The organism is Ohtaekwangia koreensis (genome assembly GCF_900167975.1).
GTDB classification, from domain to species: Bacteria; Bacteroidota; Bacteroidia; order Cytophagales; family Cyclobacteriaceae; genus Ohtaekwangia; species Ohtaekwangia koreensis.
This window is the reverse complement of sequence record NZ_FUZU01000001.1, coordinates 2,260,051-2,276,883: the sequence shown is the minus strand read 5'-3', so window position 1 is coordinate 2,276,883 and position 16,833 is coordinate 2,260,051. Positions and strand designations below refer to the sequence as shown.

The following is a 16,833-nucleotide window of genomic DNA, read 5'->3' as shown; positions in this document are numbered from 1 at the left end:
AATCCAGGCGTAATACACATAGTTCCCTGAATTTGTACTTGATTCATATTTGACATTACCTGCTGATTCAGGAATTATAGTCCAGGTTACATTTCTAAGCGCACTTGAATGAGTAATTGAAGCCCAAAAGTCTCCATCATTAGAACAAGGTATATCTGTTTCAGTATCCAGAGTTTGTGAATATACCTGACTAGAGAATATTAATAGCATAAGTAAAGACACAGTCTTTATCCACAACGCATTTTCGCAACGACTTACAAAAGAAAGATTACTTTTATAATTTTTAGACATGGTATATATTGCTTATCCGACTCTTAATTTCTTTTATCAATTAACGCATAGCTTTTAAACTCACTCCGAAGCTTATCACCCAGCATCCCCTGTGCTAATGCTTCATTTTTAAAAGGTATGGTTGTTGACTGCGCATTCATCTTATCTACAATCAATTCGTATTTCTTTACTCCATAACCTGAATTTGGAGTGTAATCAATAGCTATTTTCTTAACTTCATATCGTTCCAGTTCAACCCAGTATGTAATAGCTCGCAAGCCGAGACCATCAATCGTTTTATCGGGAACAAATGTGATTTTAATACATCCTTCACCTGCGTGTACAGTTCCAAACTCTTTGGTGCAGTTCCCTAAAATTAAATGCTGTTGCAGGGAGTCTTGAAGCTTTACCATTTCTGTAAATTGGTCCTTGCGCAATTGATCTGGTAAAGGTCTTGTGACGAAAACAGTTTTTTCATCATGTTGAATCACCACCATCGTTGTGGCATCCTGATACAGGCTATATTTGCTGGTTATACATCTGTATTTATTTTTAAGCGCAATTACTTCCATATGTTCTTCAACAAGAGCACCGCTTTCTGGCGTAATCTTTATTCTGCAGCGCATCTCAAAACCGTTGTTCTTTGATAACAACCGCATGGATCGAACCTGGTCTATAGCTTTTTTAAAAATTGCAGCACAATCCTCCTGCCCATAAGCAAAACATGGTGCTATATGTACAACCAGTACAACGAGTATCGTTTTAAAGATCAACCTTAACCCCATTGTTACTCTCTGTTAAAATCTGTCTTGTTACGTTCGGGAATATTATACTGTGTTTCCTGGACAGTTTTTACACCGCGCGCTGTTTCAATTTGCTTCCGAACAAGTTTACCTTCCGCATTATACTGATAGAATAATCCAAAGTGCTGATCGTCCAGAACAGTAAGAACACGCAACGTTTTCACATCATATACATAGCAAGTAACCTCAGCATTTATTGGCTGCATGCGTACATCGTCAATCCATACATCACCGCCCTGTTGCTTTATTAAAAAAGCAGTAAAGGTTCCTCCAACAGCAAGGCCAAAATTACCGGGTTCTATACGTGCTTCCAGCAAACTCCACTGTCCGGAACGTGCTACTAAACTAAAATTTTCGAGAGTAGACAGTGTTGACAACTTCAGTTTAATCGCGGCAAGGACATCTGTTCCCTTTGTCCATACTCGTACCAATAATCCCTTATCCTGGAGTTGTTTTGTAAGTGTAAAAGAGTGAGATATAAATTGGCCGGTAAGCAGTAAGGAATTTCTTCCTGAATGACTCGTAGTCATTACCAATGAATTGCCATTTAATCCAATGCCATCCTCAAAAGCATTGGTACCGGAATATAAATTCTCAAAACTTTCAAACAGCACAGAACCATACGACGCATTTTGCGCAATGAGGTAAGGCAATGCACCACTATAACCAAACTTTGCTGTACTCAGTATATCTAAAGCATTCTTCTCTTCTACCGCTTCACCATTTGGTGAATACTTGGTAATCTCATTTACTTTCAACCAGCCTGATTTCTTAGTGACCTCAGGATACTGCCAATTGAAATGCGAAAGTTGAAATGTTCCGGAGTTATAATTTTTATCGACACTCACATTGCCTTTGCTATAGGTATAGGTAGCGAGAGGTCGCCATTTACCCACCTCACCTTTTTCCAAAGCATTCCCTGACGGTGGTACTGACAGGTAATCGTACTTCCATGAATCTGAGAAAGTAGTAGCCGATGCAGATACAACATTTTTTAGTTGTGGTGCATCCGTTTGGCCTTGAATACAACCGAAGGGTATATCTACTGAACAATTTTGATTGCGTTGGAATATATACTGCCCTGAGAATTTATCAAGCTTCACTTTGCCATTATCAGAAACAATAGGAACTATGGCTTCACAAAGAGGTTCGAAGTTTTTTACTAAAATTGAAAATGAAAAGGAAGAACTACAGCTATAAGAATCCTCCACTTTAATCACTACGGGATGGACGCCAATTGAAACAAAATCACCTTGATCTTTAAATACGTAAGAGACTTGTCCCTGTTGAAAGCTTATCTGTTCACTGATTTGATTATCTCCTTCTCCGTAATAAAATGTATAGTCATATCTGTATCCATCCTTGTGATTAGTAGCATTAAAGACTACTGGTTTGGTTTTAAAAACTGTATTAACCACCATTATACCTGGATCAGGGAGAGGCCTTACAGTAACTGACACCTTAGCCCTTTGGCTTGATACACCATTCTTTTCTAATTGGACGTAATAAGAGGTTCCTATTGAGATGGACGAAGAAACCGTCAATATGTCGCCTATTCCAAGTAGATTTCCGTCAAAAGGCGCATCATACCAAGAATACGTGGAACCGGATGGTCCACACCCAGCTGTCAACGTAAACGGTGATCCAAGACATACTTCTACGTCATTTGCACAGGGAGGAGATGGCTGACCAATGGTATAAGTAAAAGTTTTTGCAAGCCCACATGCAGAGGAAATGGTTACAGAATAAGTACCCGCTGCCAAATCATGTCGATCTTTTGCGGTACTACCGTCATTCCATGCATAAGTATATGGTATATTTCCGGTACCTCCAGATGAAGGAAGACTACCAGATGGATTTAAGATTATATCGAAACCACTAATAGAAGCATTATCAACTATATTAGACTCATAAAACTCAATGTTGTCGATATAATAAGTAAGTTCACTAAATTCTTCACTATCTTTCCACGCAGAAACACGGAGGTGATGGTTATCAAGCCGAGAAGGTTTGAAGTACCTATATATCTCTACCCAGGTATCTTTAGGAATTGCTCGTCTTTGTCCAAACTCAGGATGGTAAGATTGATTATTACAAATTCCACCATTCATACTCGTACCGACAACAATTTCTTCTATTTCTACTCCTACATTGGTACCTGCTCCGTTATTCCCTTCAGATGGAATATAGACTCTTGCCCTAACTAGATAAGTTGTACTTTTTAAAACATGCGATGGGGATCGTCCTAATACTGGCATCATAATAAAACCTTCATGGTATCCATTATCTGTTTTATTTTTAACTTTCAATGAATATCCACCTTGGTAAGAGAACGGTGCTCTTTCTATCGATTGTACACCCCAATCGTAATGTTGAGGGTATGTTGTGATGTCTTTCTCGCTATCCAATGCTTCAAACGTCCCATTGTCACAGGATGTTAAGAACCCTTGACCCGTTGCGTCTAGCAGAGTATGCACCAAAATTGCGATTATTAGAAAAGTTTTTCTCATATTAATTCCACCCGTCTGCTTTTACTATAACCGCTGTATTTCCACACATCACGGTAAACTTCATCAACTGCACCTTCACGTTCTGACCATCGCTTGACTTGAGGAATGTGAGTTCTGTAACAGTTACATCCGTAAGATCTGCAGTGCATGTAGTAAGTTTGTCTGCAAAACCACTCATATCCAGATGTTCATACGGACCAGTAAGCGTAGTTTGTTCTTGTGTACTCTTGATAAAGTTTTCCAAATCTGCTGCAAAACTCCTGGTTGTACCTCCATCAGTCGTTTCCTCATAACGGTTTGCCTGGTCAACCTGTGGAATCGCTAAACTTTGTTTATCTTCATGGTGCATGGCTATAGCACCCGCCTGCTGCTGCAATTGATTTGTGCGTCCGGTATGAATGATTTTGATTTGATTTAAAGTGGCTGAAGGTGGTGTGCTATTTGCTGCAGGCTCCACTTTCAAACTGTTATTCAAGTAATCTTTATCCGTTATATAGTAAACTGCTTGGGCAGCATCGCCGAGCTGTATCATATCCCCCCGTGTGAACTCTGCCAACACACAAGGATCTTCACCCAAACCGACTATACTGGAGGCAAACGTAAATGAACCTGTAACTTTTTTTCCCTCACTTTTCCATTTAGCTCCCATCTCAGTGTATTCCCAGCTTGCTGGTATATTTTGGGAAAGGTAAGCTCCTTTAAATTCATCCGTAGATCGAATAGCAACCGGTTTGCCTGTATAAGCATCAAACGCCAGATTTTCTTCTTCGTGCTGTATACCTTCCTGTACTACAGTCGTCTTCTTTACGATAGCGGGATAGCGAACAACCTTTGTAGTCGAGTGCGTGTTTAGTTCGCCTTTGATATAACTGAAAGATGGAACTGCTGTAGGATATGGAATTACCAGTACAACAAAGGCCAATGGTATAACGGTGAGTTGAAGATCAGCTTCTACGTTAACATCATTAGAAACTTCTGCAACTTTGCGTTGCGAAAAAGTAATATCCACTTCGCGACCTGGATTCTTTAAAGTTATACCATCATATAGTGATGACATTACCGGCACTTTTGCACCTGGCTCAAAGTACTCGTACGTAATACTATTTACTTCGCTATACTCCGCCATTTTTTTACCCAAGACGTAAACACCGCTATAGGAAGCATTCCTGCGAGGCTGGCCATGCATGCTGTTGAGCACAAAACTAAAGCCCTGTGCTGCACTCGTTTTATTGTCAATCTTTGTATAAAAAGGAGCGGAAATCGGCAACGGATTTTTGTCAGTCCGCTTAATTGTTGTCATGGTCTTTTCCTTGTCTGGCTGTCCGAGTGCAATCGGATAATCCCGGGCTGTATAAAAATCAGTTACGCTAAATCCAGGCGAGGTTTTTCCGCTATGAATATTACGTACAATTACACGCGAGTAACCAACGGAGGCACCCGGCAAGATGCTTTCACCAATAGGACCTTCTGACTGCTCTTTGTCTTTACCGGCAACAATCTTACTCCAAAGATTCTGCCCTTTACGCGCCACAAAATCTACAAGTATATTTTCTTCACGCATAGCTTGTGGTTCGTTGGCAGCTACACCACTACTAATGATTTTTCCATCACGCTCTGTCTTGTAAATATATTCATTACCGTAGAGAACAGATTGTCCTTCCAATCCCGTATCGAACATCATCAGTCTTTTCACCCGAATGCCACCTCCCTTTTTAGCAAGTGGTGTAGGGATTCTAAAGTAGGAATGTTTTTCATCGAGCGATTGACATAGTTGCCCAGGAATGAGCAGGCCTTTTGAAAGAGAGAGCAATTGATTAACAAGTGCTTTTGCATTGCTCGGATCATTCACACCCGTAGCAGGGTCACAATCCTGACTGGGATATACTTTACCAAGGCGTTGGGACTTTACAAAATCTTTACACACATCTTTGGGCAGCCGTCCTTCATCCTTTAATACTAATGCAAGCTTTCCGTTTCCCGTAAGGATACAATCTCTCACAGATGCATACCCGGTAATGAACTCAGCATTGCAGCTTTTGAGATCTTCATCTGTATCTGTAAAGTTATTATTACCTACAAGCCTGTATAAAAATCTGAAGTATATCTTTTTGCCACGTGTAACATAGCGGTCAAGAATCATCGATCGCAAGGCCTCAACATCAGCAGTACCCGTTACACCAACAGAGGCAGGATCGAAAAAATATAAATTATTACTACCCAATTCAGCTGGAGCTTCATTCAATTTCACCATTACATGGGCTTCCTGATCCTGAACAAAACTATAATCGTCCTGCTCGTATTGAACATGAATCTCGCCACCGGATGGAAGTTTAATTACTTTAAGTTGCCAAGCAGCCGGATCAAAACCTGCCACTTTATTCTGGTCAAGCCAAGGCTCCTCATTTCGAAAACGCTTGTCTCCTTCAGCCTGATAATTACCCCAGGCATCTGCTAGGAAAAATGAGTACGAAGGATTTTGGTCACCTAATCCTGTATAGTCAGTAACTACATCATTATCTCCATTAGCCTTATACTTGGCCGGAAATAATGCATACTCAGCAACCGTAGGATAAGCATATTGAAACTCGTAGGGGCTAATTTTAACGCGATTAATTCCATTATATTCCGTATATACTCGTTTCAAAGTTAGCTTGCCTTTACTATCCGCGGAATTTGGTAACCCAGGTGAAAGCGTATAGTCATAATCGAAGTGAACAGTCTTTATAGCTTTAGCATCTCCTTTAAGTATAGGGTTCCCTTGCGCATCACGTGAAAGGTTTGTTCCAGTACGCTGGAAGTCTGCAATAGAGTATAAATTTATCTCATCAAGCTTTTCGAGACTTCCACTTCCATGCCCTGAAGTACTTGCAAAAGCATTGGAAGCTGCCTCTTTCCCATCTTTACGTTCACTGGTTTTAAATACAGCAACATGCGTTTTTGTCTCAATGGAATATAAATAGTATATCTCCTTGTCACCTTCGGAATAACTCACTAAATCATCTTGAGGATCGGAATGAGAGTTCTTATTATAAATCATTCCCTTGAAAGGAGCGCGCCAGCGATAAGCGGATGTTTTCTTGTTATAGTTAAAACGTGTATACCCCCCTAAGTCATCCATAGAAGGACCAAACTCTCCACCAGCACCTCGATCAATATAATCAGGTGTTATGATTTCAGTAAGCAAATAAGTAGTTGCATAAGGTGATAATTTCTCTTCACCAACCTTGATTGACTCATTGGGAGCATTAGCATACCCTATAAAATTCTCAGAAACACTTTGAAGTCCTCTGGCACTATAGCTTAAGTTTTTTTCATTCTTCGCGTAAACAGGCAAACCATAGACATATCGGCTACCAGCTTCATTAAAAATTGCAAACTCTCCAATTAGATTATTATCGACATTAGGGTTGTCAGGATTTATACCCGATAAGCTACTACTACTAATATAGGCGTTATGTGAATAAGCTTGATGGCCAGGTTTATTATCTGTGAAGGAACTTATAATCTCACCATTTGTGTGGTACCCAATATATGATGACCGGCCGCTTCGCGAATTTTCAATATTATACTTATCCTTATCCACCGGTAGAGAAACATTATCTCCACCTGACACATGTGCACGGAAAGGGAGATCATCATGATTAGTACCCCACTCCCCCCCTTGATCATTATTGAATCTGAAAAATACAGGTTCATCAACATTCTCATCATCGCGCTTACTGAATTTAGATAACTCTCGATTCCAGTTCCCTACAGCAAGAGTTTGTAATCCTTTCCCGACATCTACACCGGGGCCAAAAGTCCAGCCTGCTCCAATCTCACCACCAATATTGTATATATCCGTATTGCTAGTGACTCCTCTTGGGCCAAAGTGCCCTGCGGTTTTATTATGCAAACGAAAACCACCACCAATGCCTTCACCGCTGACAATGAAATTATCAGCGTCATTAAAAGGTATACCCAAGAATACATCACGTTTATTGAAATCTTTCTCCTGTTCAACATGATAATCCATCAAATGATCATCACTTGCTTCTGCAGCATACATAAAGCCATTTCCTTTCACTGTAGTTTCTGAAACATTTTCCTGATAGGTATAGCTTCCAAATACGTAACCACTTGCTCCTACTGGCACAATCACAGGGTTTCCTTCAAGCGATACAGAAACATTAAAAGAATTACCTTTATACTGACTAACAATATTCGGCTTTGACACAGAAGTATATGAAAATATACCATAAGAACTTCCACTCAGATTAATTGCACTGCCGACACCTCGATTGAGCGATTTTCTTTTATCAAGAGATTTTTCAGCTGCCCGATCCTGTTGCTTGTCAATTCGCTTGCGATTGAGATTTATAGATATTTCACTTTGAAACGAATTCCACTTTAGAATAGCCGATGGATTAACATTCAACGAGTAACTACCGCTCCCATCGGAGACATTATAGCCCATTGACACCAGCCCCCTGCCAAGACTAACTCCAACGCCAGCATTGTATCCAAAACCTCTATAATTATTGTATCGCAGTGACACAGTTGCGGAAAGATCAACTCCTATCTCCTTCAATTCAACACCGAATATTTCTCCAAAACCTACGCCTCCGCCAACGGTACCAGTCCAGTTTTTAGGCATTTTATTGTGAAAGACTACATCTTTATCCTTGTAGTCATCAGGCAAACCACGTGTACCCCGGTTTATAGCGCCAGGATTCAAAGTCCAACCATACCCCACCCAGGATGATTCCTCCTCTGGACTCGTACCACTATGGTATGAAAGAGATATAGGATAACTACTGCCCTGTGGGCCTGGAACTTCAAGTAATGGAAGGTTATACGTAAAATCGCCAGAGAACTCGTCCACCATATTAGTGGTAGCAACAGGTTCAAAGCTTGAAAATTCTGGCTGTGACGGTCCTGATGTCAGCGCAAACGAAACCGATGGATATACTATCGAGGTTGTGAACTGGATAAGAAAGTAAAGCGCAACGGCCCTTACGATCTTAGGATTTCTTATCATAAGATACAGCTTAGCAGGTTAGATTATAAACTACGTCGAGAGGTTCTTTGCCTAACAATTTTCTACAACACCTATACTATAATCTAAACAGCAAGTATAAATATCTTACAACTTCTATTTAGCATTACAACCATTAGACAATCGTAAAAGTATAATTAGTATTTCAATTTAGGAACTAGAAGTATATCTTTTTTTTCAAACGCAAAATGATTTATACCTAAATCCCAATATGGATCTTTAAAGGTCAATTTAATTTCATTTTGAGAATCCGATTGAAAGACACCGCACATATATTCAGACAATTCAAAGACTACTATAAAATTTATTTTATTACCGATTGAATTATAGCCTTCAAAATTTGAGAGAACCGGCTCGTAAACCTTATCACCATAAGTAAGCGTTATAAATTCCGCTGCATTGAAATTTAAATATCGTGTTCGATCATTCAAAGCATGTTCGTCTGCTACACCATAGTACAGTAAATTACCATATACTTTATCACTCTTTTCAGCGTAAAGCTCTATTTGAAATGTAAGTCCACAAGTATAAGACTGAAGTATAGAATCATAATTTGCTAAAGCATTTGCTTTATACTCCTTATAGGCTTGCAGCTCTGCTGGCAAAAACCGAGCATTAATTGTAACACCATTGATCTGCCTGGATTTGTATATACCGTTTTCTTCATCACTAAGCCAGCTAGCATAGTCTTGAATAGTTAACTTTTCAGGTGTATGATTACACGCCAAAGCCAATAAGGCTATCACAAAAACGATTGTTCTATACTTCATTATTTTCCTTTGTAACGATTGTTCAATTCCAACAATACGGCATCTGTAATATCAAGAGACTTGTCGCCAAACAGAACGTTTCCTGACATTGTGGTACCTAGTATAATATCGTATCCCTCACGAATGGCATACTCCTCAATTAAGCTGTTAACCTGATTCAATACCTCCTGCATCATTTTCGAATCCTCCTCCTGAATTTTCTGATCGATTGCCTGTTGATACAGAACTAATTGATTTTGCTGTTGTCCTAAAACGGACTCTTGCTGCTCTCTGCTTTCTGATGACAGTTTTCGCGACACCTGTATATATGCATTCCGGGAGCGCTCAAAATCCAATCGAAGCGAATCCACATTTGATAGCATTTTAGCTTTCCTCTTTTCAAACTCGACACGAGCCTCTACAGTCCCCTGATACTTTTCAATCAACTCATACGAGCGCACATAAACAATTTTCTCTTTCGCATAAAACCACTGAAAGATATTTATACCCATCAGTACAAGCATTATAACGATGACAAAGACAAGCGTAAACCTTGCAGACTTCATATAGTATAGTATTAATTATTTTTCTCTTTTTTAATATATCTCACAGTATTCCCTAAACCCATTTTGATGGAATCCGATCCGACCTCAAGCACGGTAAATATATCTAGTGTCTCTCCTTCCCGCACAAAAAAATCGTTGTTATCAAAGCGAACAATTCCAGTCTTAACTTTCCGCGAAGCATTACTCATAAGCCCATAATAAGCAAGCTTAGACCAATCAATGATAGGAGCTTGGTTAACGACTGGCTGCACTTGCCGTTTGCGAACTGTTGGCTGGACATTACTTTGATGTTTCGGTTCGGGGCTCTTAATAATTACATGTTTTAAAAATGGATCTTCATAAGAAAGTAGTAAGCTTAAGTTGTTTTGGGGTATGGCTTGCTTGACGCGATCAAGGCGCTGATGTACAGCCATCTCAGAGTTACCTTCTATCTGTCTGTATATTTTATAGCCAATCACTCCCCATATCAGAATGACTAAAGTAGTTAAAGTAAAAAGTTTCTTATTTCTCAGCATCCTTAGTTCAAGATTTCAATAGAACGGCAATTGAATTCCGTTTTATATGCTTCATTGACTCCCTTAACACACCATTGATACCTTCCTATAGGAAGCACCATTGTAAACTGATTCTTAGTTAATAGTGAATCCACAACAAGCGAAGTTGGATTTTCGTAATCCGGAGAAACAATGAGCAGTTCATAAGAACTTGCTCCCTCGAGTTCGTTCCACCAGAAAGTGACATTGGCGGTGGAAGAAGCGAATCCATCTGCAGGTAATTGCAATACCACCAAATCGTCGGATATATTTGTCTCAAGTATATCTTCACATGATACTCCAATAAAGAACATACATATAAATAAAATCCTGCTATTCATCTTCGTGTGAACTTTGAACTGTTTGAAAAATAACCCTGGCTACTAAACTTATACGCTTATTATTTTCTTCTCTATCGAATTTAAGAGAGGCTATTTTAACAGTGGTTAACCGAATATTTGTTTCCTGTAAGCATTTAAGAATGGAAACAAATTCTCCCTCAAGAATAACATGTTGTGATAGAATTTGTGCTTTGCCTTCTGTTTGTAAAATATGTGGTGACTCATAACGTTTTATAATAACACGGTTTGCATGAGCAGCCATACTAACAGATTCAAAAACTTGTACAACAGTGTCTTCATTGAAATTACTAAACGCATCAAGACCTTTATTTTTTAATGTAATGTGCCGTGCCTGTGAGACAACATTTTGAAGACGTATATATTTTTCAAATAATAAAAACGTATTGCTCAAGGGTATTGCAAGCACAATAAACACCAATAAGCCAGATATACTGTATAACACCCATGGCCTACTATAATGAGTTGATAACTTCATTTGATATGAATTATAAATTCAAATACTCCTGCATTTTGTCTTTGGTCATGATGATATCGGTGATCCTCGATTTCTTTTACCCATGATAGCTTCTCAAAGCTCTGCATCATCTGTTGTAGAGAAATAGGATTTTCAGTTAATCCTTTCACTCTTATGAGTGATGCCTGATAAACTTGCTTTCGCTCATTTTTTAAAAGAGCTTCATCAATCATACCAATATCAAGAGACGTCAGTTGTATTTCTACAGGAATTAATTGCGCTACTTGATCCGCATAGTAAATAGGCAGAGCATTAGAATTCCAACCTATTTTCCCATAAGCAGCCTCTAGACTGCTCGCCTGTTGCTGAAAAGCAGATTCTTTTTTATACCGACTAGTCACAAGAGATTCCTGAAGCTCAAGACCTTTAACTGTATCTTGAAGCGCAAAATATAGTATAGCATTTATCAAAAGAACAGAGAGTAGAATTACCATAACCCACTTACCTGCCCGGTAAAGATGTGTTCCGAAATTGTAAGCATCAGCGGCCTCAACTAAAGGAGACCAATCAGAATACTTTAATTCCGCAGATCCAAGTAATATATACCATGCAGATGCATATGCTAACAGTGTATTTGGTGATATCACTTCATTCCCGAAGGATATAGAAGGCAAACTTGGTTCTTGAGAATTTACTATTTGTACCTCACTAACCTTTTTATCCTCTGACTTAATTACATAGTTTTTTACTACCAAGTCGCTACCATCTAAAAAGGGAAGTAAGGGAGCCGCTATAAATGCCCCAAGAGAAAATGAAACCCATGAATGTTTACTACAAACATCTTTAAGTGCACTTAATATATCTTTTCTGGCTATTTGAAAAAAACTCCTTCGCGATCCAGAATAGACCTGAGTCACAAACTCATCCTCCTGGATCATTGGGAAAAATGTTTTCAATAACAATCGATGATCCTCAACCTTCTCATTTTCAGGTAAGTTTTTTATTAATATACCTTTACCTTCTATATTGATGTGAAGCCTGCCGTTTTCTGGTACATGATCTAAAAGTCTTTGCTCTAACTCAACCAGAGAGTATATATCTGCAGAAGTGTACAACGTACGTATAATTCCCTTGTCTTGCCTGAGAACTGCAAGAGATGCATGAATTCCACCATCTTCATGAAGGTGAATATTTATACCTGTCACTACTGGAAGCGATTGTCCAAAATTTATAAGAGACCTGAGCTCCATATTAATAAACCAGCGTAGGCTTTATAAAAACAATTAAACGATTATCTTCCTTCTTCTTCGTCTTAGAACTGAAAAACCATTTAAGCACAGGAATCCGAGATAATAAAGGTACACCGGAACCACCTTCAGTTTTCGATAACTGCTCAAGTCCGCCAAGTATTATAACCTCCTCATTTTTCACACGAATTTTTGATTCGAACTTTCGAGTCTTATTTCCAGGAGGTGCATTTTGAACAGTAGGTGCACTGAAGTTTGAAAACTCGGCGAGAATATCTAAGGTAATGTGTTCATTTCCTGAAACAACCGGACTAATCGTAATGGCAAGATTCGCTTCTACTTTATTAAATCGTTGTGTAGTACTGGTTATCGGAGTGACTCCACCGGTAATATTTTGCGTTTGCTCAACGTAATACTGCGACTCACCAATGGTAAGGTTCGCCTTGCTTCCATTCATTGTAGATAACTTAGGCGTTGAGCGTATCTGAATATTATTATTAGTTTCAAGCGCCTGTAGGGTGGTATAAAAGTTCGGCGATACACGCCCTAGATTTACAATACCTTTTGTATCAAGTTTTTCAAGAATACTATTAACAGATTTTGAGCTTAATGTTAAATCAAGTCCAGGAAATATCTGCCCACTTGTATTAGGAACAGAATCGGAAGAGATGAAAGCTTTGATACCTGTTTGTAAGCTGAAACTTTTCTGTGCCTCTGCAACAATAACCTCAATAAGAATATTTGGTATCGGCTGATCAATAAGTTTTATAAAAGATACAAGCTCATCGATTTTCTGTTTGTTCCCTGTTAGAATAAATGAATTGAGTTCTTTTAATATCTTGATCTCAACCTCTTTTATCATATCAGAAGGTATTTCTTTTTCAACGCCTTCAATTGTCCTGAAATCAAGTTTGATCAATTCCGACACTCTAAATCCTTCTTGATTACGTTGGCCTATAAGATATACACCTTCACGTTTTTTAAAAGTATAGTTTGTGCCTTGAAAAAGAAATGACAACATTTCTGAATACCGTGCTCGTTTTACTTTAGCAGTAGTATTACCCGTTATCTCTGAAAACATAATATAGTCAACACCTAATTGAGTAGATACTTGATTAATTACTTCAAGGATCGGGAAGTTCACAACGTCTAATGTGATAAGAGAATCTTTTACAAGGATGTCACCTTGCGCTGAAATACGCTGCGCAGATAATGCATTGTTATTGCTGCTACTATTGAAGTTCACTGCACTAATCGCTGGCTGATTCGCCTCGAGTATAAATACATCATCCTTGGTCTTTATTAAACGTAAACCGTTTGTATAGGCTAATTTATCAAGTGCACTTTCCAACGTAAGATCACGAATATATCCAGTCACCAGTCGGTTTTCAACTTCAGCACCACCGGAAACGACAACATTCCGATCACTGATTCTGGTAATTTCTTTCACCACCGCGCGTAAACTATCGTTAAGTAAATCGAATGATACTCTCCTCAAAGAAGGATCATACTGTATTTTCAGTTTTTTTACAGTTTGTTTTGGTAGTGGAATCTTAGGCGCTATATATTTATTGAAAGACATAATCGAATTAATGAATCGTATATCAAGCTGGTACTCCTGACATAGGAAATAAATTATTTCCTTTACTCTAACACTAGTAAAATTATTGGCGAGAGTTACGTTAATAGAAGGATCAACTTGAATATTCAGATCATGGCTTTCAGCGAGCGTTCGTAGAAATATTTGTAAAGACAAACCTGCTACTGAAAAATTAGCTGACTCGTTTAAACCTGGCGCAAGTGAATCGGATAAAAAATCCAAGTGAATTTTTATATCTTCTAATCGCTGCAAAAATGGATCAGTATCTTGTGCGTAAACCTGCCCCGCAGATAAGACTCCAAAAAATAGTAGACAGGCTACTATTAATCTAATATTGTTCATCTAATAAAAAGGGGTAAATTTCTTCAATACTCGTTTCTCCATTTATCAATACTTCCAAAGCACTTTCCTGCAATGTTTTAATTCGCTGCGAACGAAAATAGTCTGAAACATTCTTCGCATTACTAAGGATAAAATCAGACACATGATTATCCACAGGAATTACTTCATATATAGCTTTTCTACCTTTGAATCCTGTGAAGAAACACTCTTTGCATCCTTTCGCGATGAAGTGTTCCTTAATCACATTCTTATGCTTAAAGCTGGTTGGAAAAATCTGTTCGTTCGCAAAAACTTTTTGCTTGCAGTGGGGGCAAAGTAAACGCACTAAGCGTTGAGCAAGCGTGGCATTCAACGTATTCGCCAATAAGAATGAAGGTATCCCCATATCAATTAGACGGGAAATGGTACCCCAAGCCGAATTGGTATGGATTGTGGACAGAACAAGGTGCCCAGTCAGTGCTGCGCGAATAGCCAAATTCGCAGTCTCAGTATCTCTAATTTCGCCCACCATAATTACATCGGGGTCTTGGCGAAGAAAAGTACGCAACGCTTTTGAAAAACTTAAACCTATATCTTCTTTAACCTGTACTTGATTGATCCCCTCCAAAGTATATTCGATAGGATCTTCAACTGTAAGAATATTATCAGTCTCTTTATTCAAAAGCTTCAAAGTAGCATATAGTGTTGTTGTTTTACCGGAGCCGGTAGGACCGCTTATCAACACAATACCATTGGGCTTCCTGATACTTTCGCTATAGCGGCTATAGTCAACGGTAGATAAACCTAATTCACTTAAGTTTATTTCTGCAGCATTATTCCCTAAAATACGCAATACTATTTTTTCACCGTGCAACGTAGGAAGAACAGAAACGCGGATATCGAATTTCAGCCCGCTACGATTAAAAAATATTCTTCCATCCTGAGGAAGTCTTCTCTCCGAGATGTCCATACCTGCCATGATCTTGATCTTATTGATCAATGCTGGATACTCGGCTTTATTCAAGACAATACGTTCCGCTAACTTCCCATCAATTCTTAATCGTATTCTGCATTTCTGCTCATAGATTTCAATATGAATATCACTGCTCTTTAATAGCCGTGCTTCTGTGATGAGTTCAGACACAAAATCCTTTTGCGAAATCTCTACTTTTGAAATTCGCTGATCTTCAGTCTTAGTAACATTCCGCACGTAATGCAATGCGAGCGCCTTCTCAATGGTTGAAGCTTCACATGAAATTAGTTTAATCTTCCTTCCTAAAACAATTTCTAATTCGTCATGCAACCCCTTATTAGATTTACTATCTTCTATGAACAACTCCAGATAATCCGAAGTCACTCTGTGGGGCAAAATTCTATAATGCCAAGCCAGGTCACTGGAAATAACTTTCTTGGTCTCATGATCTACGGTAATATCAGAAAGGTTGGGCATCGATATTACGGATTATGAGTAGGGATAGAAAGCACAAACTCTGAATTCCGGCAAGAGGAATAGTTTTATGCTTATTATAAAATTCAAATTGTTTCAACAGTGAATGCGCTATTAAGGCAACAATAAGACTGACTGTATTAAAAACAACAAAGTTTATTGTATCAAACCATATACAGAATATAAGTAAAAGGAGAATATCCCCAACACCTATATATAGCAAAGGATTAGTAATTTTCTTATACCGCAGGTACAATACCGTTAGCGACATAAAGAGAAGTAATGACAGGTAAGCTAGGTTCATTCCAAAATCAATCAAAAGTCCGATTAACGATATATTATCAAAACGAAGAATAATCAAGGAAGCAACTAATAGGAGATAGAAGACTAATCGTACCATCCTATTCTTAAAGTCTTCATAAGCTATACTCAGTAGTAAACCAGCAACCAAAAATTTGAACCACAACATCTAAGCTTAATCCTTAACAACTTCTACCAAGTCATTATTTTCATTAATCTCCCATACATTAAACTCGCCATCACCATCGAAATCGACTACAGCAGTTGCTTTTACCAAAAAACCTCTGGTGTCAGCACTAATTATTTCAAATGTATAGTTAGATTTTCCATCACTGGTTTCTGTAATCAATTTCTCTTGCTCGAATCCAATTTTTTCGAGATCACTAGAGTACTTAGAAAACTCATAAAAAAAAGTCTTCTCAAGAGTATAAATATGCTTTAATCCTTGCTTAGCCTCCACACTGCGCGTTCTTGAAATAAGAGGCATTAACACTGGCAGAGCCATTAAAACCAAAATTCCAATAATTACCAAAACAACAAGAAGCTCTGATAATGTAAACGACTTGACTTTTAAACCTGAAAATTTACGTCTTGTTGACCCTGACACCAGATTTTTCATTTCGCCAAAGTAAC

At 38.5% G+C, this 16,833-nt stretch carries 12 protein-coding genes; all 12 read right to left on the bottom strand.

Features of this window, described 5'->3' with window-relative positions:
• Nucleotides 1–314 precede the first annotated feature (314 nt).
• The 12 genes from B5Y40_RS09215 to B5Y40_RS09155 all read right to left on the bottom strand — a co-directional run bounded on the left by B5Y40_RS09215 (nt 315) and on the right by B5Y40_RS09155 (nt 16,819).
• Entirely contained in the window at nt 315–1,055 is a 741-nt protein-coding gene (locus tag B5Y40_RS09215; protein WP_079686387.1) for a hypothetical protein, read from the bottom strand.
• A gap of 2 nt (nt 1,056–1,057) precedes the next feature.
• Nucleotides 1,058–3,550 carry an immunoglobulin domain-containing protein gene (locus B5Y40_RS09210; protein WP_079686386.1) on the bottom strand — a complete coding sequence of 831 codons (2,493 nt, stop codon included), beginning with the start codon at nt 3,548–3,550 and terminating at the stop codon, nt 1,058–1,060.
• A gap of 34 nt (nt 3,551–3,584) precedes the next feature.
• The gene (locus B5Y40_RS09205) at nt 3,585–8,603 is read right to left on the bottom strand and encodes a hypothetical protein (RefSeq protein WP_079686385.1); all 5,019 of its coding nucleotides are present in this window, start codon (nt 8,601–8,603) and stop codon (nt 3,585–3,587) included.
• A gap of 155 nt (nt 8,604–8,758) precedes the next feature.
• Nucleotides 8,759–9,391, bottom strand: coding sequence for a hypothetical protein (locus B5Y40_RS09200; protein ID WP_079686384.1), 633 nt, complete (start codon nt 9,389–9,391; stop codon nt 8,759–8,761).
• Entirely contained in the window at nt 9,391–9,936 is a 546-nt protein-coding gene (locus tag B5Y40_RS09195; RefSeq protein WP_079686383.1) for an OmpH/Skp family outer membrane protein, read from the bottom strand. The genes B5Y40_RS09200 and B5Y40_RS09195 overlap by 1 nt, the downstream gene beginning before the upstream one ends.
• An 11-nt stretch (nt 9,937–9,947) precedes the next feature.
• A complete protein-coding gene (locus B5Y40_RS09190; protein WP_079686382.1) occupies nt 9,948–10,451 on the bottom strand; it encodes a hypothetical protein in 504 nt (167 codons plus the stop codon).
• Nucleotides 10,452–10,453: 2 nt separating this feature from the next.
• Entirely contained in the window at nt 10,454–10,810 is a 357-nt protein-coding gene (locus B5Y40_RS09185; RefSeq protein WP_221408882.1) for a hypothetical protein, read from the bottom strand.
• Complete coding sequence (locus B5Y40_RS09180; RefSeq protein ID WP_079686380.1) at nt 10,803–11,306, bottom strand: hypothetical protein; 504 nt, start codon at nt 11,304–11,306, stop codon at nt 10,803–10,805. Before B5Y40_RS09180 ends, B5Y40_RS09185 begins: the two co-directional genes overlap by 8 nt.
• Nucleotides 11,303–12,535, bottom strand: a complete 1,233-nt coding sequence (locus B5Y40_RS09175) for a hypothetical protein (RefSeq protein ID WP_079686379.1) — start codon at nt 12,533–12,535, stop codon at nt 11,303–11,305. The genes B5Y40_RS09180 and B5Y40_RS09175 overlap by 4 nt, the downstream gene beginning before the upstream one ends.
• A 1-nt stretch (nt 12,536) precedes the next feature.
• Nucleotides 12,537–14,474, bottom strand: coding sequence for a type II secretion system protein GspD (locus B5Y40_RS09170; protein WP_079686378.1), 1,938 nt, complete (start codon nt 14,472–14,474; stop codon nt 12,537–12,539).
• A complete protein-coding gene (locus B5Y40_RS09165; RefSeq protein ID WP_079686377.1) occupies nt 14,461–15,903 on the bottom strand; it encodes a GspE/PulE family protein in 1,443 nt (480 codons plus the stop codon). Before B5Y40_RS09165 ends, B5Y40_RS09170 begins: the two co-directional genes overlap by 14 nt.
• Nucleotides 15,904–16,375: 472 nt before the next feature.
• Nucleotides 16,376–16,819: a type IV pilin protein gene (locus B5Y40_RS09155; protein ID WP_079686375.1), complete on the bottom strand. Its 444-nt coding sequence runs from the start codon at nt 16,817–16,819 to the stop codon at nt 16,376–16,378.
• Between the last annotated feature and the right edge of the window lie 14 nt (nt 16,820–16,833).

What these genes read in the sequence shown, in the direction of transcription:
- B5Y40_RS09215 (WP_079686387.1), bottom strand. Translation starts at nt 1,055, where the DNA reads ATGGGGTTAAGGTTGATCTTTAAAACGATACTCGTTGTACTGGTTGTA.
- B5Y40_RS09205 (WP_079686385.1), bottom strand. Translation starts at nt 8,603, where the DNA reads ATGATAAGAAATCCTAAGATCGTAAGGGCCGTTGCGCTTTACTTTCTT.
- B5Y40_RS09200 (WP_079686384.1), bottom strand. Translation starts at nt 9,391, where the DNA reads ATGAAGTATAGAACAATCGTTTTTGTGATAGCCTTATTGGCTTTGGCG.
- B5Y40_RS09195 (WP_079686383.1), bottom strand. Translation starts at nt 9,936, where the DNA reads ATGAAGTCTGCAAGGTTTACGCTTGTCTTTGTCATCGTTATAATGCTT.
- B5Y40_RS09190 (WP_079686382.1), bottom strand. Translation starts at nt 10,451, where the DNA reads ATGCTGAGAAATAAGAAACTTTTTACTTTAACTACTTTAGTCATTCTG.
- B5Y40_RS09185 (WP_221408882.1), bottom strand. Translation starts at nt 10,810, where the DNA reads ATGAATAGCAGGATTTTATTTATATGTATGTTCTTTATTGGAGTATCA.
- B5Y40_RS09180 (WP_079686380.1), bottom strand. Translation starts at nt 11,306, where the DNA reads ATGAAGTTATCAACTCATTATAGTAGGCCATGGGTGTTATACAGTATA.
- B5Y40_RS09175 (WP_079686379.1), bottom strand. Translation starts at nt 12,535, where the DNA reads ATGGAGCTCAGGTCTCTTATAAATTTTGGACAATCGCTTCCAGTAGTG.
- B5Y40_RS09170 (WP_079686378.1), bottom strand. Translation starts at nt 14,474, where the DNA reads ATGAACAATATTAGATTAATAGTAGCCTGTCTACTATTTTTTGGAGTC.
- B5Y40_RS09165 (WP_079686377.1), bottom strand. Translation starts at nt 15,903, where the DNA reads ATGCCCAACCTTTCTGATATTACCGTAGATCATGAGACCAAGAAAGTT.
- B5Y40_RS09155 (WP_079686375.1), bottom strand. Translation starts at nt 16,819, where the DNA reads ATGAAAAATCTGGTGTCAGGGTCAACAAGACGTAAATTTTCAGGTTTA.